The 23,026-nt window shown below is 67.3% G+C and carries 29 protein-coding genes; 26 read left to right on the top strand and 3 right to left on the bottom strand.

The genetic code is table 11. The features are described 5' to 3' along the window. Nucleotides 1-17: 17 nt before the first annotated feature. The 21 genes from fusA to L0U85_RS15185 all read left to right on the top strand — a co-directional run bounded on the left by fusA (nucleotide 18) and on the right by L0U85_RS15185 (nucleotide 14,138). Nucleotides 18-2,126 (top strand): elongation factor G, encoded by a 2,109-nt coding sequence (fusA, locus tag L0U85_RS15285; protein ID WP_347177457.1) that lies wholly within the window; start codon nucleotides 18-20, stop codon nucleotides 2,124-2,126. A gap of 121 nt (nucleotides 2,127-2,247) precedes the next feature. Next, the gene (gene tuf / locus L0U85_RS15280; RefSeq protein WP_241378623.1) at nucleotides 2,248-3,441 is read left to right on the top strand and encodes an elongation factor Tu; all 1,194 of its coding nucleotides are present in this window, start codon (nucleotides 2,248-2,250) and stop codon (nucleotides 3,439-3,441) included. Between the two features lie 386 nt (nucleotides 3,442-3,827). Further along, nucleotides 3,828-4,136 (top strand): 30S ribosomal protein S10, encoded by a 309-nt coding sequence (gene rpsJ, locus L0U85_RS15275; protein ID WP_026922761.1) that lies wholly within the window; start codon nucleotides 3,828-3,830, stop codon nucleotides 4,134-4,136. A gap of 8 nt (nucleotides 4,137-4,144) precedes the next feature. Then, on the top strand, nucleotides 4,145-4,792 hold the full coding sequence (gene rplC / locus L0U85_RS15270) for a 50S ribosomal protein L3 (protein WP_241378622.1): 648 nt from the start codon (nucleotides 4,145-4,147) through the stop codon (nucleotides 4,790-4,792). Nucleotides 4,793-4,794: 2 nt separating this feature from the next. After that, entirely contained in the window at nucleotides 4,795-5,445 is a 651-nt protein-coding gene (gene rplD, locus L0U85_RS15265) for a 50S ribosomal protein L4 (protein ID WP_241378621.1), read from the top strand. Continuing rightward, the gene (rplW, locus tag L0U85_RS15260) at nucleotides 5,442-5,756 is read left to right on the top strand and encodes a 50S ribosomal protein L23 (RefSeq protein WP_026928998.1); all 315 of its coding nucleotides are present in this window, start codon (nucleotides 5,442-5,444) and stop codon (nucleotides 5,754-5,756) included. Before rplD ends, rplW begins: the two co-directional genes overlap by 4 nt. 22 nt (nucleotides 5,757-5,778) lie before the next feature. After that, entirely contained in the window at nucleotides 5,779-6,621 is an 843-nt protein-coding gene (gene rplB, locus L0U85_RS15255) for a 50S ribosomal protein L2 (RefSeq protein WP_241378620.1), read from the top strand. A gap of 2 nt (nucleotides 6,622-6,623) precedes the next feature. Continuing rightward, on the top strand, nucleotides 6,624-6,905 hold the full coding sequence (rpsS, locus tag L0U85_RS15250) for a 30S ribosomal protein S19 (RefSeq protein ID WP_241378619.1): 282 nt from the start codon (nucleotides 6,624-6,626) through the stop codon (nucleotides 6,903-6,905). A 37-nt stretch (nucleotides 6,906-6,942) separates the two neighbouring features. After that, nucleotides 6,943-7,425, top strand: a complete 483-nt coding sequence (gene rplV / locus L0U85_RS15245) for a 50S ribosomal protein L22 (protein WP_347177455.1) — start codon at nucleotides 6,943-6,945, stop codon at nucleotides 7,423-7,425. Further along, nucleotides 7,425-8,252, top strand: a complete 828-nt coding sequence (rpsC, locus tag L0U85_RS15240; protein WP_277605873.1) for a 30S ribosomal protein S3 — start codon at nucleotides 7,425-7,427, stop codon at nucleotides 8,250-8,252. The genes rplV and rpsC overlap by 1 nt, the downstream gene beginning before the upstream one ends. 5 nt (nucleotides 8,253-8,257) lie before the next feature. Then, a complete protein-coding gene (gene rplP, locus L0U85_RS15235) occupies nucleotides 8,258-8,686 on the top strand; it encodes a 50S ribosomal protein L16 (protein WP_241378618.1) in 429 nt (142 codons plus the stop codon). After that, nucleotides 8,686-8,919, top strand: coding sequence for a 50S ribosomal protein L29 (gene rpmC, locus L0U85_RS15230; RefSeq protein ID WP_241378617.1), 234 nt, complete (start codon nucleotides 8,686-8,688; stop codon nucleotides 8,917-8,919). Before rplP ends, rpmC begins: the two co-directional genes overlap by 1 nt. Beyond that, complete coding sequence (gene rpsQ, locus L0U85_RS15225) at nucleotides 8,916-9,185, top strand: 30S ribosomal protein S17 (protein WP_241378616.1); 270 nt, start codon at nucleotides 8,916-8,918, stop codon at nucleotides 9,183-9,185. The genes rpmC and rpsQ overlap by 4 nt, the downstream gene beginning before the upstream one ends. Nucleotides 9,186-9,197: 12 nt before the next feature. Continuing rightward, on the top strand, nucleotides 9,198-9,563 hold the full coding sequence (rplN, locus tag L0U85_RS15220) for a 50S ribosomal protein L14 (protein ID WP_136536814.1): 366 nt from the start codon (nucleotides 9,198-9,200) through the stop codon (nucleotides 9,561-9,563). 3 nt (nucleotides 9,564-9,566) lie between these two features. Further along, a complete protein-coding gene (rplX, locus tag L0U85_RS15215) occupies nucleotides 9,567-9,881 on the top strand; it encodes a 50S ribosomal protein L24 (protein ID WP_241378615.1) in 315 nt (104 codons plus the stop codon). After that, nucleotides 9,881-10,450 carry a 50S ribosomal protein L5 gene (gene rplE / locus L0U85_RS15210; RefSeq protein WP_241378614.1) on the top strand — a complete coding sequence of 190 codons (570 nt, stop codon included), beginning with the start codon at nucleotides 9,881-9,883 and terminating at the stop codon, nucleotides 10,448-10,450. The genes rplX and rplE overlap by 1 nt, the downstream gene beginning before the upstream one ends. Next, nucleotides 10,450-10,635 (top strand): type Z 30S ribosomal protein S14, encoded by a 186-nt coding sequence (locus L0U85_RS15205; RefSeq protein WP_026929009.1) that lies wholly within the window; start codon nucleotides 10,450-10,452, stop codon nucleotides 10,633-10,635. The genes rplE and L0U85_RS15205 overlap by 1 nt, the downstream gene beginning before the upstream one ends. A 72-nt stretch (nucleotides 10,636-10,707) precedes the next feature. Next, nucleotides 10,708-11,115, top strand: a complete 408-nt coding sequence (gene rpsH / locus L0U85_RS15200; RefSeq protein WP_241378613.1) for a 30S ribosomal protein S8 — start codon at nucleotides 10,708-10,710, stop codon at nucleotides 11,113-11,115. Between the two features lie 18 nt (nucleotides 11,116-11,133). Further along, nucleotides 11,134-11,673: a 50S ribosomal protein L6 gene (gene rplF / locus L0U85_RS15195; RefSeq protein ID WP_026922777.1), complete on the top strand. Its 540-nt coding sequence runs from the start codon at nucleotides 11,134-11,136 to the stop codon at nucleotides 11,671-11,673. Further along, nucleotides 11,673-12,068: a 50S ribosomal protein L18 gene (gene rplR, locus L0U85_RS15190; RefSeq protein WP_241378612.1), complete on the top strand. Its 396-nt coding sequence runs from the start codon at nucleotides 11,673-11,675 to the stop codon at nucleotides 12,066-12,068. Before rplF ends, rplR begins: the two co-directional genes overlap by 1 nt. 264 nt (nucleotides 12,069-12,332) lie before the next feature. Further along, complete coding sequence (locus L0U85_RS15185; protein ID WP_241378611.1) at nucleotides 12,333-14,138, top strand: glycoside hydrolase family 3 protein; 1,806 nt, start codon at nucleotides 12,333-12,335, stop codon at nucleotides 14,136-14,138. Nucleotides 14,139-14,319: 181 nt separating this feature from the next. On the opposite strand, the gene L0U85_RS15180 is transcribed toward L0U85_RS15185, so the two are convergent. After that, nucleotides 14,320-15,207 carry a MurR/RpiR family transcriptional regulator gene (locus L0U85_RS15180; RefSeq protein ID WP_241378610.1) on the bottom strand — a complete coding sequence of 296 codons (888 nt, stop codon included), beginning with the start codon at nucleotides 15,205-15,207 and terminating at the stop codon, nucleotides 14,320-14,322. Nucleotides 15,208-15,296: 89 nt separating this feature from the next. Between L0U85_RS15180 and murQ the strand changes: the two genes are divergently transcribed. After that, on the top strand, nucleotides 15,297-16,256 hold the full coding sequence (gene murQ, locus L0U85_RS15175) for an N-acetylmuramic acid 6-phosphate etherase (RefSeq protein ID WP_241378609.1): 960 nt from the start codon (nucleotides 15,297-15,299) through the stop codon (nucleotides 16,254-16,256). On the opposite strand, the gene L0U85_RS15170 is transcribed toward murQ, so the two are convergent. Next, nucleotides 16,246-16,803 carry a hypothetical protein gene (locus tag L0U85_RS15170; protein ID WP_241378608.1) on the bottom strand — a complete coding sequence of 186 codons (558 nt, stop codon included), beginning with the start codon at nucleotides 16,801-16,803 and terminating at the stop codon, nucleotides 16,246-16,248. The genes murQ and L0U85_RS15170 overlap by 11 nt on opposite strands. 360 nt (nucleotides 16,804-17,163) lie before the next feature. Continuing rightward, nucleotides 17,164-18,120 carry a BadF/BadG/BcrA/BcrD ATPase family protein gene (locus L0U85_RS15165; protein ID WP_241378607.1) on the bottom strand — a complete coding sequence of 319 codons (957 nt, stop codon included), beginning with the start codon at nucleotides 18,118-18,120 and terminating at the stop codon, nucleotides 17,164-17,166. Nucleotides 18,121-18,247: 127 nt separating this feature from the next. Here L0U85_RS15165 and L0U85_RS15160 point away from each other — a divergent pair, with 127 nt between their 5' ends. From L0U85_RS15160 to L0U85_RS15145, 4 genes are all read left to right on the top strand, one after another. Then, nucleotides 18,248-19,162, top strand: a complete 915-nt coding sequence (locus tag L0U85_RS15160) for a MurR/RpiR family transcriptional regulator (protein WP_241378606.1) — start codon at nucleotides 18,248-18,250, stop codon at nucleotides 19,160-19,162. 15 nt (nucleotides 19,163-19,177) lie between these two features. Next, complete coding sequence (gene ngcE, locus L0U85_RS15155) at nucleotides 19,178-20,578, top strand: N-acetylglucosamine/diacetylchitobiose ABC transporter substrate-binding protein (protein WP_241378605.1); 1,401 nt, start codon at nucleotides 19,178-19,180, stop codon at nucleotides 20,576-20,578. Between the two features lie 30 nt (nucleotides 20,579-20,608). Further along, a complete protein-coding gene (locus tag L0U85_RS15150; protein ID WP_241378604.1) occupies nucleotides 20,609-21,532 on the top strand; it encodes a sugar ABC transporter permease in 924 nt (307 codons plus the stop codon). A gap of 100 nt (nucleotides 21,533-21,632) precedes the next feature. After that, entirely contained in the window at nucleotides 21,633-22,448 is an 816-nt protein-coding gene (locus L0U85_RS15145; RefSeq protein WP_347177456.1) for a carbohydrate ABC transporter permease, read from the top strand. Nucleotides 22,449-23,026 lie beyond the last annotated feature (578 nt).

The following is a 23,026-nucleotide window of genomic DNA, read 5'->3' as shown; positions in this document are numbered from 1 at the left end:
GACCTCAAGAGAAGGCAATCGTGGCTAATAAAGCGAACGAGGCCCTGGCCAAGCTCCGCAACATCGGCATCATGGCCCACATCGACGCCGGCAAGACCACCACCACCGAGCGCATCCTGTACTACACGGGTGTCTCGCACAAGATCGGTGAGGTCCACGACGGCGCGGCGACCATGGACTGGATGGAGCAGGAGCAGGAGCGGGGCATCACCATCACCTCCGCTGCTACCAAGTGCGAGTGGGACGACCACATCATCCAGATCATCGACACGCCCGGCCACGTCGACTTCACGGTCGAGGTCGAGCGGTCCCTGCGTGTTCTGGACTCGGCGATCGCCGTCTACGACGGTGTCGCGGGTGTGGAGCCGCAGACCGAGAACGTCTGGCGTCAGGCCGACAAGTACAGCGTTCCGCGCATGTGCTTCGTCAACAAGCTCGACCGCACCGGCGCGAACTTCTTCCGCTGCGTCGAGATGATGACCGACCGCCTCAACTCCAATGTCGCGGTGATCCAGCTCCCGATCGGGAACGAGTCCGACTTCATCGGCGTCGTCGACCTGGTCGAGATGAACGCCAAGGTGTGGCGCGGCGAGACCGGTCTCGGCGAGAGCTACGAGACCGAGGAGATCCCCGCGGACCTGGCCGAGCAGGCCGAGGAATACCGCGAGAAGCTCCTGGAGACCCTCGCCGACTGCGACGACGACTTCGCCGAGAAGTTCCTCGAGGGCGAAGAGATCACCGCAGCGGAGGTCAGGGCCGCGATCCGCAAGGGCACCATCGCGAACCAGATCAACCCGGTGCTGTGCGGCACGGCTTTCAAGAACAAGGGCGTGCAGCCGCTGCTCGACGCGGTGGTCGACTACCTGCCTTCTCCGCTCGACATCCCGGCCATCCAGGGGACCCTCCTCGACAACGAGACCCCGGCCGAGCGTCACCCGGACGTCACCGAGCCCTTCAGCGCGTTGGCGTTCAAGATCCAGACCGACAAGCACCTTGGTCGTCTCACCTACGCCCGTATCTACTCGGGCACCATCGAGACCGGCACTCAGGTCATGAACTCGACCAAGAGCCGCAAGGAGCGCATCGGCAAGATCTACCAGATGCACGCCAACAAGCGTGAAGAGCGCAGAGAAGCCCAGGCGGGCGACATCATCGCGATCCAGGGCCTGAAGCAGACCACCACCGGTGACACGCTGACGGACTCCGGAAGCCAGGTCATCCTGGAGTCGATGATCTTCCCCGAGCCGGTCATCGACGTGGCCATCGAGCCCAAGTCGAAGGCCGACCAGGACAAGCTGGCCACCGCGATCCAGCGTCTCGCCGAGGAAGACCCGACCTTCCGGGTCCAGACCGACGAGGACTCCGGCCAGACGATCATCTCCGGCATGGGCGAACTGCACCTCGACATCCTGGTCGACCGCATGAAGCGGGAGTTCAACGTCGAGGCCAACATCGGCAAGCCGCAGGTCGCCTACCGGGAGACCATCACCCAGCGGGTCGAGAAGATCGAGTACCTGCACAAGAAGCAGACCGGTGGTTCCGGTCAGTTCGCGCGGGTCATCGTCAACCTCGAACCGCTGAAGATGGACTCGAACGAGAGCGAGATCTTCGCCTTCGACGACCAGGTCACCGGTGGCCGCATCCCGCGCGAGTACATCCCGTCGGTCAAGGCCGGCGCGGAGGACGCGCTTCCGGACGGCGTCCTTGCGGGCTACCCGCTGGTGGGCGTGAAGCTGGAACTGGCCGACGGCCAGTACCACGAGGTCGACTCCTCGGAGATGGCCTTCAAGATCGCAGGCAAGATGGTGCTGAAGGAGGCCGCGAAGCGGGCGAAGCCAGTACTGCTCGAGCCGATGATGTCGGTCGAGGTCATCTGCCCTGAGGAATCGATGGGCGATGTCATCGGCGACATCAACTCGCGACGCGGCATGGTCCAGGAGATGGGCGAACGGGGCAACGACCGGACGGTCAAGGCCCAGGTGCCGCTGTCGGAGATGTTCGGCTACGTCGGAGACCTCAGGTCGAAGACGGCCGGCCGCGCGAACTACTCAATGCAGTTCGACACCTACGCCGAAGTCCCGGCGAACGTCGCCAAGGAGATCATCGCCAAGGCGACAGGCGAGTAATCGGGACCGGGAGGGCAAGCCTGCCCTCCCGCCCGTGAACCCACCTGTTGCCGGCGGGGCATCCGCGACGCAATGGGTCAGTTAAGTCAATCCAGATTTATTCAGTCCACAGGAGGACGAAGTGGCTAAGGAAAAGTTCGAGCGGACTAAGCCGCACGTCAACATCGGCACGCTCGGTCACGTCGACCACGGCAAGACCACGCTGACGGCCGCCATCACCAAGGTCCTGCACGACAAGCACCCGGACCTCAACCCGTACACGCCGTTCGACGAGATCGACAACGCGCCGGAGGAGAAGCAGCGCGGTATCACGATCTCCATCTCGCACGTCGAGTACCAGACCGAGGGCCGGCACTACGCCCACGTCGACTGCCCGGGCCACGCCGACTACATCAAGAACATGATCACCGGCGCGGCCCAGATGGACGGCGCGATCCTGGTCGTGTCGGCCGCCGACGGCCCCATGCCGCAGACCCGTGAGCACGTGCTGCTCGCCCGCCAGGTCGGTGTCCCGTACATCGTCGTGGCGCTCAACAAGGCCGACATGGTCGACGACGAGGAGATCCTCGAGCTCGTCGAGATGGAGGTCCGCGAGCTGCTGTCCGACCAGAACTTCCCGGGCGACGACGCTCCGGTCGTTCAGGTCTCCGCTCTCGGCGCCCTGGAGGGCGAGGAGAAGTGGGTCGACGCGGTCGCCGAGCTCATGCAGGCCGTCGACGACTCCATCCCGGAGCCGGAGCGCGAGATCGACAAGCCGTTCCTCATGCCCGTCGAAGACGTCTTCACGATCACCGGCCGCGGCACCGTCGTGACCGGTCGTGTCGAGCGCGGCGTGCTGCTCCCGAACGAGGAGGTCGAGATCACCGGCATCAAGGAAGGCTCGATCAACACCAAGGTGACCGCGATCGAGATGTTCCGCAAGACCCTCGACGACGCGCGCGCCGGTGAGAACGTGGGGCTCCTGCTCCGCGGCACCAAGCGCGAAGAGGTCGAGCGCGGCATGGTCGTCGTCAAGCCCGGCACCACGACTCCCCACACGGAGTTCGAGGCCGAGGTGTACATCCTGTCGAAGGACGAGGGTGGCCGCCACACGCCGTTCTTCAACAACTACCGTCCGCAGTTCTACTTCCGGACCACGGACGTGACCGGCGTCGTGACCCTCCCCGAGGGCACCGAGATGGTCATGCCCGGCGACAACACCTCCATGAAGGTCGAGCTCATCCAGCCGGTCGCCATGGACGAGGGCCTGCTCTTCGCGATCCGCGAGGGTGGCCGCACCGTCGGCTCCGGCCGTGTGACCAAGGTCGTCAAGTAGCACCGAGTACCGGGGAGGCCCCGCCGAGGCGATGTCATCTAGCCTTGAATCGGCACAGGGTCTCCCCGGTCCTTTTGCGTTACAGCTCCATACGCGTAACCTGCCCCACTGTCTCCGCCCCGCCTTACCGGGCGAGTGCGGGGACCTGCATAATAGGGAGGTTGCGTTTGCATCGGGCGTGCCCAGTCGGACCCCTGATGCTCACGCCCGGCCCGCGGGCCCAAGTAGGCACCACCAGGCGCCGAGAGGGACCGTTCACGGCGGGCAGGCGGGCGAGCCAAGACCTCAAGACACGGGAACTCCTGTGTCCAACTCCGTCTGAAGCTCGCGACACGCCCGACCGCGTGGAGCGGTCTCAACAGCCAATTTACGTTAGGTAAGGAACCATGGCGGGACAGAAGATCCGCATCAGGCTGAAAGCCTACGACCACGAGGTCGTGGACTCCTCGGCCCGCAAGATCGTGGAGACGGTCACCCGGACCGGGGCTGCCATCTCGGGGCCGGTGCCGCTGCCGACTGAGATCAACCGTTTCTGTGTTATCCGGTCGCCGCACAAGTACAAGGACTCGCGCGAGCACTTCGAGATGCGCACGCACAAGCGCCTCATCGACATCCTCGACCCGACCCCGAAGACGGTCGACTCGTTGATGCGCCTCGACCTGCCGGCGGGTGTCGACATCGAGATCAAGCTGTAGGGGCACCAATGGACAGGCAGATCAAGGGAATCCTGGGCACCAAGCTCGGCATGACCCAGGTTTGGGACGAGAACGGCCGCGCCGTTCCCGTCACCGTGGTGCAGGCCGGGCCGAACGTCATATCCCAGATTCGTAAACCGGACGTCGACGGCTACTCGGCTGTGCAGCTGGGCTTCGGCGACGTCAAACTCAAGAACGTCACCAAGCCGATTCAGGGCCACTTCGAGAAGGCGGGCGTCGCTCCGCGTCGCCACCTCGTCGAACTGCGCACTTCGGATGCCGCCGACTACGAGCTCGGCCAGACCGTCGAGGCCTCGATCTTCGAGGCGGGCGACCTGGTCGACGTCACCGGCACCACCAAGGGCAAGGGCTTCGCCGGCGTCATGAAGCGTCACGGCTTCGGCGGCCTCGGCGCCAGCCACGGTGCGCACAAGGTCCACCGTGCCCCCGGTTCGATCGGCGGCTGCGCCACGCCGGGCCGCGTGTTCAAGGGCATGCGCATGGCCGGCCGTATGGGCGGCAACCGCCACACGACGCAGAACCTGCGCATCCAGGCGGTCGACGCCGAGCGCGGGCTCCTGCTCATCGTGGGCGCCGTCCCCGGCCCGAAGAACGGCCTGGTGCTCGTCCGCAGCGCAGTGAAGCAGGTGGCCTAGCAATGAGCCTTGAAATCAAAGTCAAAGACGCCGCTGGCAAAGAGACCGGGAAGACCATCGAGCTCCCGGCGTCGATCTTCGACGTCGAGCCGAACATCCCGCTCATGCACCAGGTCGTGACCGCGCAGCTCGCTGCCGCGCGTTCCGGCTCGGCGAACACCAAGACCCGCGCAGAGGTCCGCGGCGGCGGCAGGAAGCCGTACCGCCAGAAGGGCACCGGTCGCGCCCGCCAGGGCTCGATCCGCGCCCCGCAGTTCGCCGGCGGCGGCGTCGTCCACGGCCCCAAGCCGCGGTCGTTCGCCGAGCGCACGCCCCGCAAGATGAAGGCGGCGGCCCTGGCCGGCGCTCTCACCGACCGGGTGCGCGGCGGCAACGTGCACGTCGTCTCCTCCTTCATCGACGGGGACTCCCCGAAGACGAAGGACGCCAAGGCGGCTCTGGCGGCCAACACCGAGGGCAAGAAGGTCCTCGTGGTACTGGCCCGCGACGAGTCCACGGCCCAGCTGAGCCTGCGGAACCTCCCCGAGGTCCACATCCTCGACTGGGGCCAGGTCAACACCTACGACGTGCTCAACAACGAGGACATCGTGTTCAGCGAAGCCGCCATTGAGGCGTTCATCGCTGACCGGACCGAGCAGGAGGTCGCGGCATGAGCGAAGTGACCGTCGCCGACCCGCGCGACATCATCATCAAGCCGGTCATCTCGGAGAAGACCTACACCCTCCTCGGCGAGGGCAAGTACACCTTCGAGGTCGACCCGCGCGCCAACAAGAGCCACATCAAGATCGCGATCAAGCAGATCTTCGGTGTGGACGTCAAGAGCGTCAACACCCTGAACCGTGACGGCAAGCGCAAGCGAACCCGTGACGGCTGGGGCCAGCGCAAGAGCGTCAAGCACGCGATCGTCACCGTCGAGGGCGACCCCGGTCGTCTCGGTGAGATCTTCGGCGGACAGATCTCGTAGGGACGCAGGGAGTTAACCGATTATGGCTATTCGCAAATACAAGCCGACGACGCCAGGGCGTCGTGGTTCCAGCGTCTCCGACTTCGCCGAGATCACGCGCTCGACGCCCGAGAAGTCGCTCGTCCGTCCGATCACCAAGACCGGCGGCCGCAACAACTCGGGCAAGATCTCGACCCGCCACCGCGGCGGCGGCCACAAGCGCCGTTACCGCGTGATCGACTTCCGCCGCCACGACAAGGACGGCGTGCCGGCCAAGGTCGCGGAGATCGAGTACGACCCCAACCGCACCGCGAACATCGCGCTGCTGCACTACGCCGACGGCGAGAAGCGCTACATCCTGGCCCCCAAGGGCGTCAAGCAGGGTGACCGGGTCGAGAACGGCCCCGAGGCCGACATCAAGCCGGGCAACTCGCTGGAGCTGCGCTACATCCCCGTCGGTACGACGGTCCACGCGGTGGAGCTCAAGCCCGGCGGCGGTGCCGCTCTGGGCCGCAGCGCCGGCGCCTCGATCCAGCTGCTCGCCCGCGAAGGCAAGTACGCGCACCTGCGCATGCCCTCCGGTGAGATCCGCCTGGTCCAGGTGACCTGCCGCGCCACGGTCGGCGAGGTCGGCAACGCGGAGCAGGGCAACATCAACTGGGGCAAGGCGGGCCGCATGCGGTGGAAGGGCTGGCGCCCGACCGTCCGCGGTGTCGTCATGAACCCGGTCGACCACCCGCACGGCGGTGGCGAGGGCCGGACCTCCGGTGGTCGTCACCCGGTGAACCCGCAGGGTAAGCCGGAGGGCCGCACCCGGAAGAAGAACCACCCGAACGACAGGCTCATCGTCCGTCGTCGCAACGCCAGCCGGAAGCGGGGTAAGTAAGCATGGGTCGCAGCCTTAAGAAAGGGCCGTTCGTCGACGACCACCTGCAGAAGAAGGTGGACGCGGCGGTCGAGTCCAAGTCGAAGACCGTCATCAAGACCTGGTCGCGTCGCTCCACGATCACGCCCGACTTCATCGGGCTGACCTTCGGGGTTCACGACGGGCGGAAGCACGTTCCGGTGTACGTCACCGAGAACATGGTCGGGCACAAGCTCGGGGAGTTCGCTCCCACCCGCACGTTCCGGGGCCACGAGAAGGACGACCGCAAGAGCCGTCGCCGCTAGGCCACGGGCTTGAAGTAACGAACGAAGGAATAGAACGATGGCAACACTGGAGCAGGAGGCTCCGAAGGCGCGCGCGTCGGCGCGGTATGTCCGCGTCGCTCCGCGCAAGGCGCGCCGCGTCGTCGACCTCGTGCGTGGCCTGCCCGTGGACGAGGCTCTGACGACCCTCGAGTTCGCGCCCTACAGCGCGGCCGAGATCGTCTACAAGGTCATCGCGTCGGCCTCGGCCAACGCGGAGAACAACCTTGGCCTCGACCCCGAGTCGCTTTTGATCTCCGAGATCAAGGTCGACGAAGGCCCGACGATGCGCCGCTACCGCCCGCGCGCCCACGGCCGCGCCTACAGGATCAACAAGCGCACCAGCCACATCACCGTGGTGGTGGAGTCCGTCCAGGCCGCTCAGGCCGACGCGGGTTCGATCCGCCGGCCGAAGGCCGCAGCCAAGGCCGAGCCGAAAGCGGAGAAGCCGGCCGAGACCGGCGAGTCGAACGAGTCCGCTGAGAAGGAGGAGACCGAGTAATGGGTCAAAAGGTTCACCCGCACGGGTACCGCCTCGGCATCAGCAGTGACTGGACGTCGCGCTGGTACGCCGACAAGGAATACGCCGACTACGTCGGCGAGGACGTGAAGATCCGTCAGCTCATGACGAAGGGTCTGGAGCGGGCCGGCATCAGCAAGGTCGACATCGAGCGCACCCGCGAGCGGGTCCGCGTCGACATCCACACCGCCCGCCCGGGCATCGTCATCGGCCGCAAGGGCGCCGAGGCGGACCGGCTGCGCGGTCGTCTGGAGAAGCTGACCGGCAAGCAGGTGCAGCTGAACATCATCGAGGTCAAGAACCCCGACGTCGATGCGCAGCTCGTCGCCCAGGGCGTCGCCGAGCAGCTGGCCAGCCGCGTCAACTTCCGTCGCGCGATGCGCAAGGCCATCCAGTCGGCCATGCGCAACCCGACGGTCAAGGGCATCAAGGTCCAGTGCGCCGGCCGTCTGGGCGGCGCCGAGATGAGCCGTTCGGAGCAGTACCGCGAGGGCCAGGTCCCGCTGCACACGCTCCGCGCGAACATCGACTACGGCCTGTTCGAGGCCCACACGACCTTCGGCCGCATCGGCGTGAAGGTGTGGATCTACAAGGGCGAGGCCACGCTCAAGGAGCAGGCCGAGCAGGTGCAGCGCCGTCGTGACGCCGGTGGCGGCGACCGCGGTGGACGCGGTGGCGGCGGACAGGCCCGCGGTGGACGCGGCCGTGGCGGCCGCGGTCGCCAGGGTTCGGCCCCCGCCGGCGCGAGCGCCGCTCCGGCCGCCGAGGCTCCCGCCGCGCCCGCCGAGACTCAGAAGCAGGAGGGCTAAGCGACATGCTCATGCCACGGAAACCGCCGCGCGGTTACCGCAAGCCCCACGCGCCGAAGCGCAAGGGCAAGGCGACTCGCGGCACCCGAGTGACGTTCGGCGAGTACGGCATCCAGGCGATGGAGCACAGTTATGTGACCAACCGCCAGATCGAAGCGGCTCGTATCGCGATGACCCGCCACATCAAGCGTGGCGGCAAGGTCTGGATCAACATCTTCCCGGACCGCGCCATCACGAAGAAGCCGGCCGAGACCCGTCAGGGCTCCGGTAAGGGCTCGCCCGAGTTCTGGGTGGCCAACGTCAAGCCGGGCCGCGTGATGTTCGAGATCTCGTACCCGACGGAGACGATCGCCCACGAGGCGCTCATGCGCGCTATTCACAAGCTGCCCATGAAGTGCCGCATCGTGACGCGTGAAGGTGCAGGTGAGCTGTAATGGCGACTGGTATCGACACCGGTGAGCTCCGCGAGCTCAGCGACAAGGAGCTCCAGGCCAAACTCCTGGACAAGAAGGAAGAGCTGTTCAACCTGCGCGTCCGCGGAGCCACCGGGCAGCTGGAGAACAACCACATGCTCGGCCTGGTCCGCAAGGAGATCGCGCGGATCTACACCGTCATGAACGAGCGCCGGTTGGGCCTCAGCGCCACGCCGGAGGAGGTTGAAGAATGAGCGAGGAAGAGATCACTCGCGGCCGGCGCAAGGTGCTCGAGGGCGTCATCGTCGGCGACAGGATGGACAAGACCGCTGTGGTCGAAGTCGAGGACCGCAAGAAGCACCCGCTGTACGGCAAGGTGCTCCGGTCCACCAAGAAGTACAAGGCCCACGACGAGACCAACGAGTGCGGCGTCGGCGACCGCGTCTCCATCATGGAGACCCGGCCGCTTTCCAAGACCAAGCGCTGGAGGGTCGTCGAGATCCTTGAGAAGGCCAAGTAGGGAGATCGGGACGTGATTCAGCAAGAGTCGCGGCTGAAGGTCGCCGACAACACCGGTGCGCGGGAGATCCTGTGCATCCGGGTGCTGGGCGGCTCTGGCCGACGCTATGCCGGTATCGGCGACACGATCGTGGCCTCCGTCAAGGACGCCATCCCTGGCGCCGGAGTCAAGAAGGGCGATGTGGTCCAGGCCGTCATCGTGCGCACCGTCAAGGAGCGCCGCCGCCCGGACGGCTCGTACATCAAGTTCGACGAGAACGCCGCCGTCCTCGTCAAGGACGGCGAACCGCGAGGGACCCGTATCTTCGGGCCGGTCGCCCGCGAGCTGCGCGACAAGCAGTTCATGAAGATCATCTCCCTCGCACCGGAGGTGTTGTAAGAGATGAAGGTGAAGAAAGGCGACCGGGTCCGCATCATCGCGGGCAAGGACAAGGGCGCCGAGGGCCTGGTGCTGGAGGCGTACCCCACCCGCGAGCGCGTGCTCGTCGAGGGCGTCAACCGCATCACCAAGCACACCAAGGCCGGACAGACGGCGCGCGGTTCGCGCACCGGTGGGATCGTCACCCAGGAGGCGTCGATCCACGTGTCCAACGTGCAGGTGCTCGACGCGGACAACCAGCCCACTCGCGTGGGCTACCGGATCGGCGACGACGGCCGCAAGGTCCGCGTCTCGAAGCGGACGGGTAAGGACCTGTGATGACTGACGTTGCAGAGAAGATCGCTCCGCGCCTGAAGGAGACCTACAAGTCCGACATCAGGCCGCAGCTGACCGAGCAGTTCAAGTACGGCAACATCCACCAGATCCCCGGTCTGACGAAGATCGTGGTGAACATGGGTGTCGGCGAGGCGGCCCGGGACTCCAAGCTCATCAACGGTGCGCTTGAGGACCTGGCGACGATCACCGGGCAGAAGCCCATCGTGCGTCGTGCCAAGAAGTCGATCGCGCAGTTCAAGCTGCGCGAGGGCCAGGCGATCGGCGCGAAGGTCACCCTTCGCGGCGACCGCATGTGGGAGTTCCTCGACCGGCTGCTGTCGATCGCGCTGCCCCGTATCCGCGACTTCCGCGGCCTGTCGGACCAGCAGTTCGACGGCAACGGGAACTACACGTTCGGCCTGACCGAGCAGGCGGTGTTCCCCGAGATCGACCAGGACAAGATCGACCGGGTTCGCGGCATGGACATCACGGTGGTCACCACCGCGAACACCGACGACGAAGGCCGGGCGCTGCTGAAGCTCCTCGGCTTCCCGTTCAAGGAGAACGACTAATGGCGAAGAAAGCCCTCATCGCGAAGGCGAAGCGCAAGCCGAAGTTCGCCGTGCGCGCCTACAGCCGCTGCCAGAAGTGCGGTCGCCCCAAGGCGGTCTACCGCAAGTTCGGCCTCTGCCGTGTGTGCGTCCGCGACATGGCCCACGCGGGAGAACTCCCGGGCGTCCACAAGGCCTCCTGGTAGCGACTTCGACTCCGATCGCCACAGGCCCCCGACATCGCGGGGGAACCGGGGTGAGAAAGGTAAAACACGAGCATGACAATGACCGACCCGATCGCAGACATGCTGACGCGTCTGCGAAACGCCAACCAGGCTTACCACGACACCACGTCGATGCCGCACTCGAAGATGAAGGCCTCCATCGCGGAGGTCCTCAAGAACGAGGGCTACATCGCCGGCTGGCGCGTCGAGGATCCCGAGGAGGGCAAAGTCGGCAAGAAGCTTGTCGTCGACCTGAAGTTCGGCGAGCACCGCGAGCGTTCCCTGGCAGGGGTTCGCCGCGTCTCGAAGCCGGGCCTGCGGGTATACGCCAAGTCCACTGAGCTGCCGCGAGTCCTCGGCGGCCTGGGTGTGGCCATCGTGTCCACGTCCCAGGGCCTGCTGACCGACCGCCAGGCTCGCAAACGCGGCGTGGGCGGCGAAGTCATCGCCTACGTCTGGTAGTCAAGGAGGGTATGAAGCATGTCCCGCATTGGGAAGCAGCCGATCCAGGTGCCCTCCGGCGTCGACGTCAAGATCGACGGCGCGACGGTCACCGTGAAGGGCCCGAAGGGCCAGCTCGTCCGCGAGCTGCCCGAGCCCATCGGTATCGAGAAGAACGAGGACGGGTCGCTCCAGGTGACCCGCCCGAACGACGAGCGCAAGTCGCGGGCCCTGCACGGTCTGGCGCGGAGCCTCGTCAACAACATGGTCGTCGGCGTCTCCGAGGGTTACAAGAAGTCCCTGGAGATCAACGGCACCGGTTACCGGGCGCAGGCCAAGGGCAAGGGCGTGGAGATGAGCCTCGGCTTCTCCCACACCATCCAGGTCGACGCCCCTGAGGGCATCTCGTTCCAGGTCGAGAGGCCGACCCTGCTGCACGTCGAGGGCATCGACAAGCAGCTCGTGGGTCAGGTCGCGTCGAACATCCGCCGACTGCGTCCGCCGGAGCCCTACAAGGGCAAGGGCGTGAAGTACGTCGACGAGCGTATCCGCCGCAAGGCCGGGAAGGCAGGTAAGTAATGGCGAGCAAACTCGAGCGCCGTCGCCCGTCTGGGTCCGTCTCCCAGCGCCGTCGGATCGCGAAGAACCGGCGCCACTTCCGTGGCCGCAAGAAGGTCGAGGGCACGGCCGGCCAGCCGCGCCTGGCGGTGTTCCGCTCCTCGAAGCACATCGTGGCCCAGGTCATCGACGACGTGAAGGGCCACACGCTGGCCGCCGCGTCGACGGTGGAGCCGGGTCTGCGCGCCTTCGAGGGCGACAAGACCGCGAAGGCCAAAGAGGTCGGCAAACTCGTCGCCGAGCGCGCGAAGGAAGCCGGCGTCGAAGCGGTCGTGTTCGACCGCGGCGGGCTGAAGTACCACGGCCGCGTCGCGGCCCTGGCCGACGCCGCCCGCGACAACGGCCTGAAGTTCTAGCAGCTAGAACGGCTTGAGAGGCCGGGACGGAGCCCAGCTCCGTCCCGGCTTTTCGTGTGTCTGCGGGAGAACGCCTCCACCGGTTCTCCATACCTCGCCCTGCGGCTGTGCCCGGCTATGGCCTGGTGACGCGCGATACGGCACGGTTCAGGCCTGTTCTCCTGAAATCGAGGTCATGAGGCCCGAATGATCTCCTTTGGGTGATCCGACACAGGCATCCCTCCCCGGTTGGATCCCGCGGCGGGCTTCGGGAAGACTGGGCGCGTGGGATCCGCCAAGATGAGCCGCAAGACCGTACTCGCCTCCGGCCTCGCCGGAGCCCTCGCCGCCGCCGGCTGTTCAAGAGCCGAGCCCCCGCCCGAGGACGCTCCGAGGGAGGATGAGGCCATCGACGATACCGAGACGTATGTGACCGAGCGGCTGGCGTCGATGACCGTCGAGGAGAAGGTCGGCCAGCTGTTCATGGTCTACGTCTTCGGTTCGAGCGCGGAAACCGACCATCCGGACTACGTCGCCGCCAATCGCGACCACCTCGGCGCCGACAACGCCGCCGAGTTCATCGAGGCCTACCGGCCCGGCGGGATCGTGTACTTCACGTGGTCGGACAATGTGAACGACCCAGGGCAGATCGCCGAGCTGTCGAACGGGCTCCAGGAGGCGGCGACCGCGGGCGACGGCGTCCCGCTGCTCATCGCCACCGACCAGGAGTACGGCCAGATCGTGCGCATCGGCGAGCCCGCCACGCAGTTCCCCGGTGCGATGCCGCTCGGGGCGGCCCGCGACGCGAAGGCCGCCGAACGGGCCGCCGAGTTCGCCGGCGTCGAACTGCGGGCGATGGGCCTGAACCACGACTTCGCGCCCGACGCCGACGTCAACGTCAACCCGGCGAACCCGGTCATCGGGGTGCGGTCCTTCAGCTCCGACCCGGACCTCGCCGCCGAGCTGACCGCGGCGCAGGTGACCGGCTACCAGGCAGGCGGCGTCGCCGCAACGGCGAAGCACTTCCCGGGCCACGGCGACACCGATGTGGACAGCCATGTCGGGCTGCCGGTCATCACCCATTCCGAACAGGAGTGGTCCGAGATCGACGCGCCGCCGTTCGAGGCCGCGATCAAGGCCGGCGTCGACATGGTCATGTCGGCCCATATCCAGTTCCCGGCCCTCGACGACTCGCTCACCCCCGCGACGCTGTCCGAGCCGATCCTCACCGGGCTCTTGCGCGAGCGGCTCGGCTTCGAGGGCGTGATCGTCACCGACTCGCTGGAGATGGAGGGCGTGCGCAGCGAGTACGGCGACGACCGTGTCCCGGTGCTGGCGCTCTTGGCCGGAGCGGACCTGCTGCTCATGCCGCCGGACTTCCGCCAGGCCCGGGACGCGGTCCTCGCGGCGGTCGAGTCGGGGGAGTTGACCGAGGAGCGCCTTGACGCCTCGGTGGGGCGCCTGTTGGCGCTCAAGCACTCGCGGGGCATCGTCGAGGACCCCTTCACCGACGCCGATGCGGTGTCCGATCTGGTCGGCACCGACGAGCACGTCGCGGTTGCCGACGACATCTCGGACCGCGCGGTGACCCTGCTGCAGAACGACGGCGTCCTGCCGCTGACCGCGGACGGCGCGTCGGTCCTGGTGACCGGTCGGGGCGAGCAATCGGTCGCCGCGATCGCCGACGAGCTGAACCGCCTCGGGCTGCGGGCCGAGGCGTTCCCGAGCGGTGACGATCCCGACGGAGCCGCGATCGATCGGGCACTCGGCCTCGCCGATGGCAAGGACGCCGTCGTGGTCGCGACGTTCAACGTCGCCGCCGGTTCGGCGCAGGCCGACCTCGTCGAGTCCCTTCTGGGCTCCGGCGTCCCGGTGGTCGCCGCCGCCCTCGGCACTCCCTACGACATCGCGCATTTCACCGGAGTCAACGCGTATCTGGCGACCTACTCAGGCACCACGGGTTCACTCGCCTCGCTGGCCGGAGTCCTCACCGGGGAGATCCGTCCCCAAGGCAGTCTCCCGGTGGACGTTCCAACAGCTCAAGACCGCGATGAGGTCCTGTTCTCCTTCGGTTCCGGTCTGGACTACTAGAGGCCGAACCGCCGTGAAGTCCAGGTCGTGTCGCGAAGTCGCAGAGGATCTTTTTCACGCGCTCGGCCATTCGGGGGAGTGCTCACCATGATGAGGACCGCCGGCACGGCCTCCAAGGCCCGCTGCGGGCGGCCCACCGGGGCGTCTCCCGGCCTTCCCGGCGGAGGCCGCCGGACACCCTCTACGAGGCGGGCCGCAGCCGGTCGGAGACGGCGGCGGCAGTGGCGGCCAGGGCTTTGGCGCTGCGGCGCCGCAGTTTCGCCGCGACACCGACGAAGAGGCAGTCGACGACCATGAGCTGCGCGATCCGGCTCACCGTCGCCCCCGAACGGAACGTCGTCTCCCTGGCGGCCGTGGTCAGCACGTGATCGGCCACTGCCGCCAGCGGCGACCTCGCGTGGTTGGTGATCGCGATCGTCGCCGCGCCGCGGTTCCCGGCCGCCTCCAGGAATTCGACGGTCTCCGTCGTCGCACCGGAGTGCGAGATCGCCACGGCCGCGTCGCGATCGCTCTGCAAGGCGGTCGCGACGAGCGCTGAGTGGATGTCGGGCCAGCAGAACGCGGTGCGGCCGATGCGGTGCAGCTTCTTCGTCAAGTCGGCGGCGACGATCCCGGAGGCCTCGACGCCGAACGCGTCGATGCGCCCGGCGGCGGCGAGCGCGGCCACGGCGGCTTCGCAGGCGGCCGTGTCGAGCGCGTCGGCGGTGTCGGTGATCGCCCCCATGTCCGCGTAGCCGACGGTGGCGATGATGCGCGACATGTCGGCGCCGGCCGGAATGTCGCCGCCGGCGATCTCCCGGTCAGGGCCCGCCTCGGCCCCGATGATGGCCTGCGCCGCCCGAATCCGCAGCTCGCGGTGCCCGTCCAGGCCAAGCGACCGGCAGAACCGCACGACGGTGGCCTCCGAGGTCCCGGCGGCCCGCGCCAGCTCGGTGATCGTGCGCGCCGAAGCGGCCTCAGGCTCGCGGATGATCTCCTGCGCGACCTTCGTCTCCGCCTTCGAAAGGGACGGCAGGACGGACTTGATGAGCACCAGGAGGTTGGGGGTATCGGTGCGGCTCACAGACATGAGCACACGGTACACCCGAACGTCCGGTGTATTTCTTCATCAAACCGTATGATAGTGAAATTTATCTTCACTACGCTAGGCTCTCACCTGTGAGTGACACGACCGACGACCCAGACCGTGCGCATGCCGCACTGGCATCGCTGGCAACCGAACAAGCCGACCCGCGATACGCCTCGATCGACCGCCTCGGGACGCTCGAACTGGCCCGCACCATGAACGAGGCCGACGCGACCGTGCCAGCCGCCGTGGCCCGGGCGCTCCCCGAACTGGCCGAGGCCATCGACGCCGTCGTCGCACGCCTCGAAGCCGGAGGGCGACTGCGGTACGTAGGCGCCGGGACCGCCGGACGGGTCGCTCTCATGGACGCCGCCGAATGCCCGCCGACGTTCTCCACCCCGCCCGACCTCGTCAAGGCCATCCTCGCCGGAGGCAGGGCCGCCGAAGGCGGCGCCGTCGAAGGCACCGAGGACGACGCGGACTCCGGCAAGGCCGCCGTCGCCGCCGAGGACGTCGGGCCCGACGACGTCGTCGTCGGCATCGCCGCATCGGGCCGAACGCCGTTCGTCGTCGCCGCCGTCCGCGAGGCGCGCCGCCGCGGGGCGCTCACCGTCGGCCTCTCGTGCAACACCGGGACCGTCCTGTCGCGCGAGGCCGAGCACGCCATCGAGATCCCGGTCGGACCCGAGGTCGTCGCGGGTTCGACGCGCCTCAAATCCGGCACGGCCCAGAAGTTCGCGCTCAACATGATCTCGACGATCACCATGGTCAAACTTGGCAGGGTCTACCGCAACCACATGGTCGACATGCGTGTGCTCAACTCCAAGCTCGCCGACCGGGCCGTCCGGATGGTCAGCGAGATCACCGGCGCCGATGAGGGTATCGCCGAGGCCGCGCTCGACGAGGCCGGGAACCGCATCAAGACCGCCGTGGTCATGATCGAACACGGCGTCGACGCGAAGAGCGCCGATCTGGCGCTCGACGAGGCCGGAGGAAGGCTCGCCAGGGCCCTGGCCGATCCGAGAGGTGAGGCTGGAGGTGCTATTGCTTGACCCAGGAACCGCAGCCCGAGGTCTCGAACGCCGCATCGCTGTTATGGAGCTCGACGGTGACCTTCGCTGAGCCGAAATGGTTGTCGAGGATGTCGGAGGTGTCGAGCGAACCGAGCCGGGCCCAGTAGCAGGCCGATCCCGAGCCCTGCGCCTTATAGGTTCCAGGCTCGACTTCGTCGCCGACGACCCAGATGCCGTCTCCCGGTATGGTGTTCTCTTCGATTTCATCTTCGGTCTCGGTGATCGACTCTTCGCGCGAGTCGAGCTCTCCCGCCAGATCATCGAGTTCCTGTTCGCGCTCGTCCATCGCGGATTCGCGCTCGTCGAGCTCGGCTTCGCGCTGATCGACCTCGTCGAGCTCGGCTCCTTGCTGCTCGATCTCGAACTCGAGATCGGCGATGTGGTCCTTGAGGCCATCGAGTTGGTCCTGCAATGCCTCCGCTGACTCGACTTCGGCGGCGTACGTCGCCTCGAGGTCGGTCAACCGGGACCTATCGGAGGCGGAGAGGGCGTATCCCGCGATCATTCCCAGTACGAGAGCGAACACGGCCGCCGCCAAGGGCGGCATGAGACGGTTCGCGAGGAATCGGTCCCCGGTGTGTTTGAGGCGTTGGCGCCAATCCGGCGGGCGGTATTGAGCGTCTGATGGCGGTCCGTTTCCCCCGCTGAAACGCGAGGGATTTTCGTCAGGGCCCATCAGTTCACATTAAGTCATTTCCGGATCGGGTGTTCCTGGCTGCGACTAATCCGTTCCAAGGGGTAGGGGGCATTTCGAACCCCCAGCGATGTCGTTCGCCGATGTCGAAACCTCGGTCATCGCGCGAATTCCCGCTCCCATCCCAGGTGCCGCGCGGATGGCCGCTGAGGTCCGATTCGTGCACGTCGGCGAAGATATCGTCCCGTGCGCCTAGCGCCGGGCGAGCTCGCGGTGGAGCCGCTGGCGCTCCTCCTCGTCGGGCCGGAACGTGCGGGCCGCCAGCCAGGCGGCCCCCACTGCCGGGGCGGTCGCCTGGCTGATCCCCGCCTTCGGGTAGACGAGCCGGAAGCGCTCGCGCAGCATCACCGCCACCGGCGTCGGGCGCGTCAGCAGGGACCCTGCCATGACGATCGGCAGCTCCGGGTCCACGACCGACGCCGCCGTCTCGGCCAGGTGCCCCACGGCCCTGGCTACGATCGACTTCGCCATGGCGTCGCCGCCGTCCGCGGCCTCGCACACCAGCGACGCGAACCGCGCCAGGCGCGCCGGAGGGTCGGTCATGCACCGCGCGACGAGCGCGCCCGAGCGCCGCTCGCCCGGCGAGACCGCCGAGATGATCGCCTCGACCAGTCGCCCGCCCGGGCCGCTCCCGTCGATGTGCCGCAGCGCTGCGACCACGGCCTCCCGCCCGATCCAGAACCCCGAGCCCGCGTCCCCCAGCAGCCAGCCGTACCCGTCGGCCCTGCGCGCGGGCACCATATGGTCGCGGATCCCGAACGCCACCGCTCCGGTCCCCGACACCACCACGGTCCCGTCCGGGGATGCCGATCCGGCGGCGAACGCGATGACGGCGTCGCTGACCAGCTCCACTTCGCAGTCGGTGCCGAAGCGGCCCCGCAGTTCGGCGGCGAGCTCCCTGACCTCGTCGGTCACCGACAGCACCCCGGCCGTCCCGGCGCACACCGCCGCGATCTCGCGCGGATCGATGCCGCCCAGGGCCCGCCGCAACGCCAAGGCCATATTCGACAGAGCGGTCTCGCGGTCGCCGCCGACCGGATTGGACGGCCCTGCGGCCCCGGTCCCGAGCACCGCGCCGGTCTCGTCGATGAGGATGGCACGCGAGCTCGTGCCGCCGGCGTCGATGCCGACGGCGAGTTTCTGATCCATGGCGTCCCCCTGCCTCTAGGGTTACCGGCACTGTCCACGAGAGCCAGTAAAAATAATTCTCGTGTTATTGACATGCGGGTGTCTCGGACAATAGTTTTTCTTGAGCACACGTTGTGAAGGGGGTCACGTGGATCGGAGTGAAGTTGACGACGCGGTGAACGGGAGCGTCCTCGACAGGATCCGCCGCCAGGCCGGCGAACTGTCCGATGCGCTGTCCAAAGTCGCCGACCAAGTCCTCGCCGATCCCGAGGGCGCCGCCCACGCGACCATCATGGACCTCGCCGAACTCTCCGGCACCTCCCCGGGCACCATCACCCGATTCTGCCGCCACCTCGGCTACGACGGCTACGCGGCCCTCCGCGTCGCCATCGCCACCGAGACCGGCCGCGCCTCCGCCCGATCCGAGACCGGCTGGGACGTCAACATCGGGCAGGAGATCGCGCCCGACGACCCCCTCGACCGCGTCCTCAAACAGCTCATCACCGTCGACGCAGCCATGTTGCGCGACACCGTCGACACCCTCGACCTCGACGCCGTCGAACGCGTCGCCGCCCGAGTCTGCGACGCCCGCCGCGTCGACGTCTACGGCGTCGGCACCAGCGCGATCGTCGCCCGCGAACTCCAAATGGGCTTCTACCGCACCGGCGTCGCAGCCTGGGCCTGGACCGAGGTCCACGACGCGCTGGCCAGCGCCGCGCTGCTCGGCGGGGACGACGTCGCGATCGCCGCGTCCCACTCCGGGACGACCGCCGAGACCATCGAAATGCTCACCGAGGCCGGCAGCCGCGGCGCTCTCACCGTCGCGATCACCGCCTACCCCGACTCGCCGATCACCGAGGTCGCCGACGTCGAACTGCTCTCGGCTACTCGCCAGACCGGCTTCCGCGCCGATCTGCTCGCGGCCCGGCACTCCCAACTGCTCGTCGCCGACCTCGTCTACATCGCCGTCGCGCAGCGGCGCTTCCCCGAAACGATGGAGGCCCTCGAATCCCGTGCTCGCGCCGTGGTGGGCCACCGTCCACTGAAGCGCACCGACATCTGAAGGAGCAACAAGCCCATGAGGAAGCCGATCTCAACACCGAACTTCACCCGCCGCCGACTCCTGGGGACCGGCGCCGCCGGACTGGCCGCGAGCTCCCTGGGAGCCTGCGCCACCAGCGGCGCCGACGACGATTCCGAGGACGTGAGCGTCGGCGACGACGCCGAGAACCCCTTCGGCGTCGACCCGTCCGCGCCGCTCGACGTGGTCATCTTCGACGGCGGCTTCGGCAACGAGTACGCCGTCCAGCACCAGGAGCTGTACAACGAGAAGTTTCCCGACGCCGAGATCTCCCACCTGGCCACCCAGCAGATCTCCGAGACCCAGCAGCCGCGCTTCGCCCAGGGCGAGCCGGCCGACGTCATCGACAACTCCGGGGCGCAGGAGATCCCGATCGACTCGCTCATCAACGACGGCGAGCTGGCCGAGCTGACCCCGCTGCTGGACGCCCCCTCGATCGACGACCCGAACGTGACCGTCCGCGACACGCTCCGCCCGGGATCGCTCGCCAAGGGCACCTTCAACGGGAAGGTATACGGGCTCAACTACGCCTTCTCGGCGTGGACGATCTGGTACGACGACAAGCTCTTCACCGACCACGGCTGGACCGCGCCGACCACCTGGGAGGAGATGCTCGACCTGTGCCCGGCAATCCAGGCCGAGGGCATCGCGCCGTGGGTGTACACGGGCGTCCACCCGGTGTACCTGTACGACATGTTCCTCATGCTCACCGGCCGCCACGGCGGCGTCGACGTCCTCAAGGCGATCGACAACCTCGAACCCGACGCCTGGTCGCAGGAGTCGGTGGGACTGGCCGCCGAGGCGATGTACAAGCTCTGGGAGGACGGCTACATCCTCGAAGGATCCCCCGGACTCGACCACATCCAGTCCCAGACGGCGTTCAACGAGCGCCAGGCCGCGTTCATCCCGGTCGGCTCCTGGCTGCCCAACGAGCAGAAGGGCATCGCGCCCGACGACTTCGAGTACGCCCCGATCGGCGTGCCCTACCTCGAAGGCTCGCGGCAGCCGGGACTGATCAGCGCCGGCGGCGAGGAGCCGTTCATCGTCCCCCAGAAGGCCGCCAACAAGCCGGGCGCGTACGAGTACCTGCGCATCATGCTCTCCAAGGAGGGCGCGCAGATCTTCGGCGACACCGTCTCGGCCGCGACCGTCGTCGAGGGCGTGAAGCTCGACAACCTGGCCGCCAAGCTCACCGACGAACTCGTCTCCAACCCCGACGACCTGTTCCAGCCGCAGTTCCGCTTCTGGTACTCCAAGATGGACGAGGAGGTCAGGCCCGCGCTCGGCGCGCTCATGTCCGGCGAGTCCACGCCCGACGAATTCGTCGACCGGATGCAGACCATCGCCGACGAGACCGCCGCCGACGACTCCATCGAGCATTTCACCCACGGCGCATAGCGACGAGGGTCTGAGGAGAGCGGTCCACTCATGAGACACGGCAAGTACCCGTTCATCCTGAGCTTCCTGGCATTGCCGGTAGGGCTGTACGCCTGGCTGGTCATCCTCCCGTTCGCCCAGGCCTTCCAGATCTCCTTCACCGACTGGAGCGGATCGACCAACCAGTTCGACTACATCGGGTTCGACAACTACGTCAACCTGTTCAAAGACGGTCGCTTCGTCATCCCGGCTATCAAGCACACCGCAGTCATCCTCGTGGTTCTGCCCATCGTCACCATCGCCCTGGGCCTGTTCTTCGCGTTCATGCTGAACATCGGGGGACGGTCCCGGCAGGGCCGCATCGAGGGCGTGCGCGGCGCCCGCTTCCACAAGATCGTCTACTTCTTCCCGCAGGTGCTCTCGCTGGCCATCATCGGCATCCTGTGGAAGCAGATATACGCCCCGCCCGGCTTCGGGGGGCTCCTCGCCAACGGGCTGCAACTGTTCGGGCTGCCGGCGCCCGCCAACGGCTTCTTGGCCGAACGGGCCCTGGTGCTGGGCGCCGTCATCGCAGTTCTCGTGTGGAGCTCGGTCGGGTTCTACCTGGTGTTCTTCTCATCGGCGATGGCCGCCATCCCGCGAGACTTCTACGAAGCCGGCATCATCGACGGCGCCGGCCGGTTCCAGCTGTTCTTCCGGATCACCCTGCCGCTGCTGTGGGAATCGGTCCAGACCGCTTGGATCTACCTGAGCATCGTCGCGCTCGACGTCTTCGTCCTGATCTACACGATGACGCCCGATCAGGGCGGCCCCGACGGTGCCAGCGAGGTCGTCGGCGGCGTGATCTGGAAGTACGCCTTCAGGTTCGCCGACCAGGCATTCGCGTCCGCGCTGGGCGTCGTCCTGTTCTTCGCCGCGCTGACCCTCGCGGTCGTGGCGCTGCGGGCGGGCCGACGCGAGACGATCGAGTACTGAGGAGCGGACCATGGCGACCCGGACCCCCGAAACGACCGACCAGTCCCAGGCGAAGCCCCCACGGCAGGGCCGCCGTCCGGCGCGGCGCGAGGGCGCGGTCATGAACGTCTTCTCCCAGGGATTCCTGTGGCTGTGGGCGGTCATGGTCGTCGTCCCGATCGTTTGGATCGTGCTGACTTCGTTCAAGACCGATCGCGAGATCGCCTCCGACCCGTTGGGCCTGCCCGCCGCCCTCCAATGGGAGAACTACGTCAACGCCTGGAACAACGCGCGCATCGGCCAGTACTTTCTCAACACCGTCCAGGTCATGGTCTTCTCCGTCACCGGCACCATGCTGCTGGGCGCCATGGCCGCATACGTGATCGCCCGCTACACCTTCCGCGGCAACCGACTGCTGTACTTCACTTTCGCCGGCGGCATGATGTTCCCGGTGTTCCTGGCGTTGTTCCCGCTGTTCAAGACCCTGCAGAACGCCGGACTGCTCTTCACCTACCCCGGCCTGATCCTCGTCTACATCGCCTACTCGCTGCCGTTCACGGTCTTCTTCCTGACCGCGTTCTTCCGCACCCTGCCCAGCGGCGTCGCCGAGGCCGCCCTCATCGACGGCGCCGGGCACTACCGCCTGTTCTTCCAGGTCATGCTCCCCATGGCCAAGCCCGGCCTGATCGCCATAACCATCTTCAACGTCATCGGACAGTGGAACCAATTCCTGCTGCCGCTGGTGCTGCTCAGCCGCAACCCCGACGACGCGGTCATCTCGCAGGGCCTGGCCAACCTGGCAGTGCGGCAGGGATACGAGGGGGACCCCGGCGCCCTGTTCGCCGGGACTGTGCTGGCCATGGTTCCGATTTTCATCGCCTACATCATCTTCCAGCGCCAGATCCAATCCGGCCTGACGGCCGGCGCGATCAAGTGACACGCGGAGACCGATCCGATGACTAGAGCCAGGACGACTTTCGCGGGCCTGCTGGCGGTCGCGGCGCTCTTGGCGGGTCGCCTCCCCGTCCCGATCGGCCCGGCTTGCGGCAAAGCAATGGCGCCCGGATGAATTGCTGCTTTCGCGTGCATCGGCGGTCGCCGTCTTTTTGATTGGGGTTCGCCTGGGGAGTCCGGCAATGGCCGCGCGTGCGCTGGCGGGGGCAGTGTTGGATGGATGGTTGCTCTGCGCCAAGAGCGGCAGCGATAACGAGGTAGCGGGATGGGAGGGCTGAGGTCGTCGGCTCGCTCGTGCTTTTCGGTCGGTCTTCAGGCGGGCAGCGATGAGGAGCTGAGTGGAGGTCGGGGGTGCCCTGTCGGCCACGGAGGTTAGTCGTGGGGAGCAGGAGCAGGAGCAGGAGCGGGACCGTAGGGTCCGGTTCGGCGGCTGTGGCGGGGCGCGGGGGGTTGTGGCGGTGTCGGTTTCGGGGGCTGTCGCATCTGGTTCGGTGGGCTGCGGGGGTGTGGAGACTTGGGGCGCTTGGGTGTGGTGTTCTGGTCCTGGACACGGGGAATGGC

Origin of the sequence: Glycomyces sp. L485 (assembly GCF_022548875.1) — a bacterium.
Lineage (GTDB): Bacteria > Actinomycetota > Actinomycetes > Mycobacteriales > Micromonosporaceae > Glycomyces.
This window is presented reverse-complemented; position numbering and strand designations above follow the sequence as displayed.

Bases quoted from the DNA above. Each gene is read 5' to 3' on its own strand.
- rpsJ (WP_026922761.1), top strand. From the start codon at position 3,828: ATGGCGGGACAGAAGATCCGCATCAGGCTGAAAGCCTACGACCACGAG.
- rplC (WP_241378622.1), top strand. From the start codon at position 4,145: ATGGACAGGCAGATCAAGGGAATCCTGGGCACCAAGCTCGGCATGACC.
- rplD (WP_241378621.1), top strand. From the start codon at position 4,795: ATGAGCCTTGAAATCAAAGTCAAAGACGCCGCTGGCAAAGAGACCGGG.
- rplW (WP_026928998.1), top strand. From the start codon at position 5,442: ATGAGCGAAGTGACCGTCGCCGACCCGCGCGACATCATCATCAAGCCG.
- rplB (WP_241378620.1), top strand. From the start codon at position 5,779: ATGGCTATTCGCAAATACAAGCCGACGACGCCAGGGCGTCGTGGTTCC.
- rpsS (WP_241378619.1), top strand. From the start codon at position 6,624: ATGGGTCGCAGCCTTAAGAAAGGGCCGTTCGTCGACGACCACCTGCAG.
- rplV (WP_347177455.1), top strand. From the start codon at position 6,943: ATGGCAACACTGGAGCAGGAGGCTCCGAAGGCGCGCGCGTCGGCGCGG.
- rpsC (WP_277605873.1), top strand. From the start codon at position 7,425: ATGGGTCAAAAGGTTCACCCGCACGGGTACCGCCTCGGCATCAGCAGT.
- rplP (WP_241378618.1), top strand. From the start codon at position 8,258: ATGCTCATGCCACGGAAACCGCCGCGCGGTTACCGCAAGCCCCACGCG.
- rpmC (WP_241378617.1), top strand. From the start codon at position 8,686: ATGGCGACTGGTATCGACACCGGTGAGCTCCGCGAGCTCAGCGACAAG.
- rpsQ (WP_241378616.1), top strand. From the start codon at position 8,916: ATGAGCGAGGAAGAGATCACTCGCGGCCGGCGCAAGGTGCTCGAGGGC.
- rplX (WP_241378615.1), top strand. From the start codon at position 9,567: ATGAAGGTGAAGAAAGGCGACCGGGTCCGCATCATCGCGGGCAAGGAC.
- rplE (WP_241378614.1), top strand. From the start codon at position 9,881: ATGACTGACGTTGCAGAGAAGATCGCTCCGCGCCTGAAGGAGACCTAC.
- L0U85_RS15205 (WP_026929009.1), top strand. From the start codon at position 10,450: ATGGCGAAGAAAGCCCTCATCGCGAAGGCGAAGCGCAAGCCGAAGTTC.
- rpsH (WP_241378613.1), top strand. From the start codon at position 10,708: ATGACAATGACCGACCCGATCGCAGACATGCTGACGCGTCTGCGAAAC.
- rplF (WP_026922777.1), top strand. From the start codon at position 11,134: ATGTCCCGCATTGGGAAGCAGCCGATCCAGGTGCCCTCCGGCGTCGAC.
- rplR (WP_241378612.1), top strand. From the start codon at position 11,673: ATGGCGAGCAAACTCGAGCGCCGTCGCCCGTCTGGGTCCGTCTCCCAG.
- L0U85_RS15180 (WP_241378610.1), bottom strand. From the start codon at position 15,207: ATGTCTGTGAGCCGCACCGATACCCCCAACCTCCTGGTGCTCATCAAG.
- L0U85_RS15165 (WP_241378607.1), bottom strand. From the start codon at position 18,120: ATGGATCAGAAACTCGCCGTCGGCATCGACGCCGGCGGCACGAGCTCG.
- ngcE (WP_241378605.1), top strand. From the start codon at position 19,178: ATGAGGAAGCCGATCTCAACACCGAACTTCACCCGCCGCCGACTCCTG.
- L0U85_RS15150 (WP_241378604.1), top strand. From the start codon at position 20,609: ATGAGACACGGCAAGTACCCGTTCATCCTGAGCTTCCTGGCATTGCCG.
- L0U85_RS15145 (WP_347177456.1), top strand. From the start codon at position 21,633: ATGAACGTCTTCTCCCAGGGATTCCTGTGGCTGTGGGCGGTCATGGTC.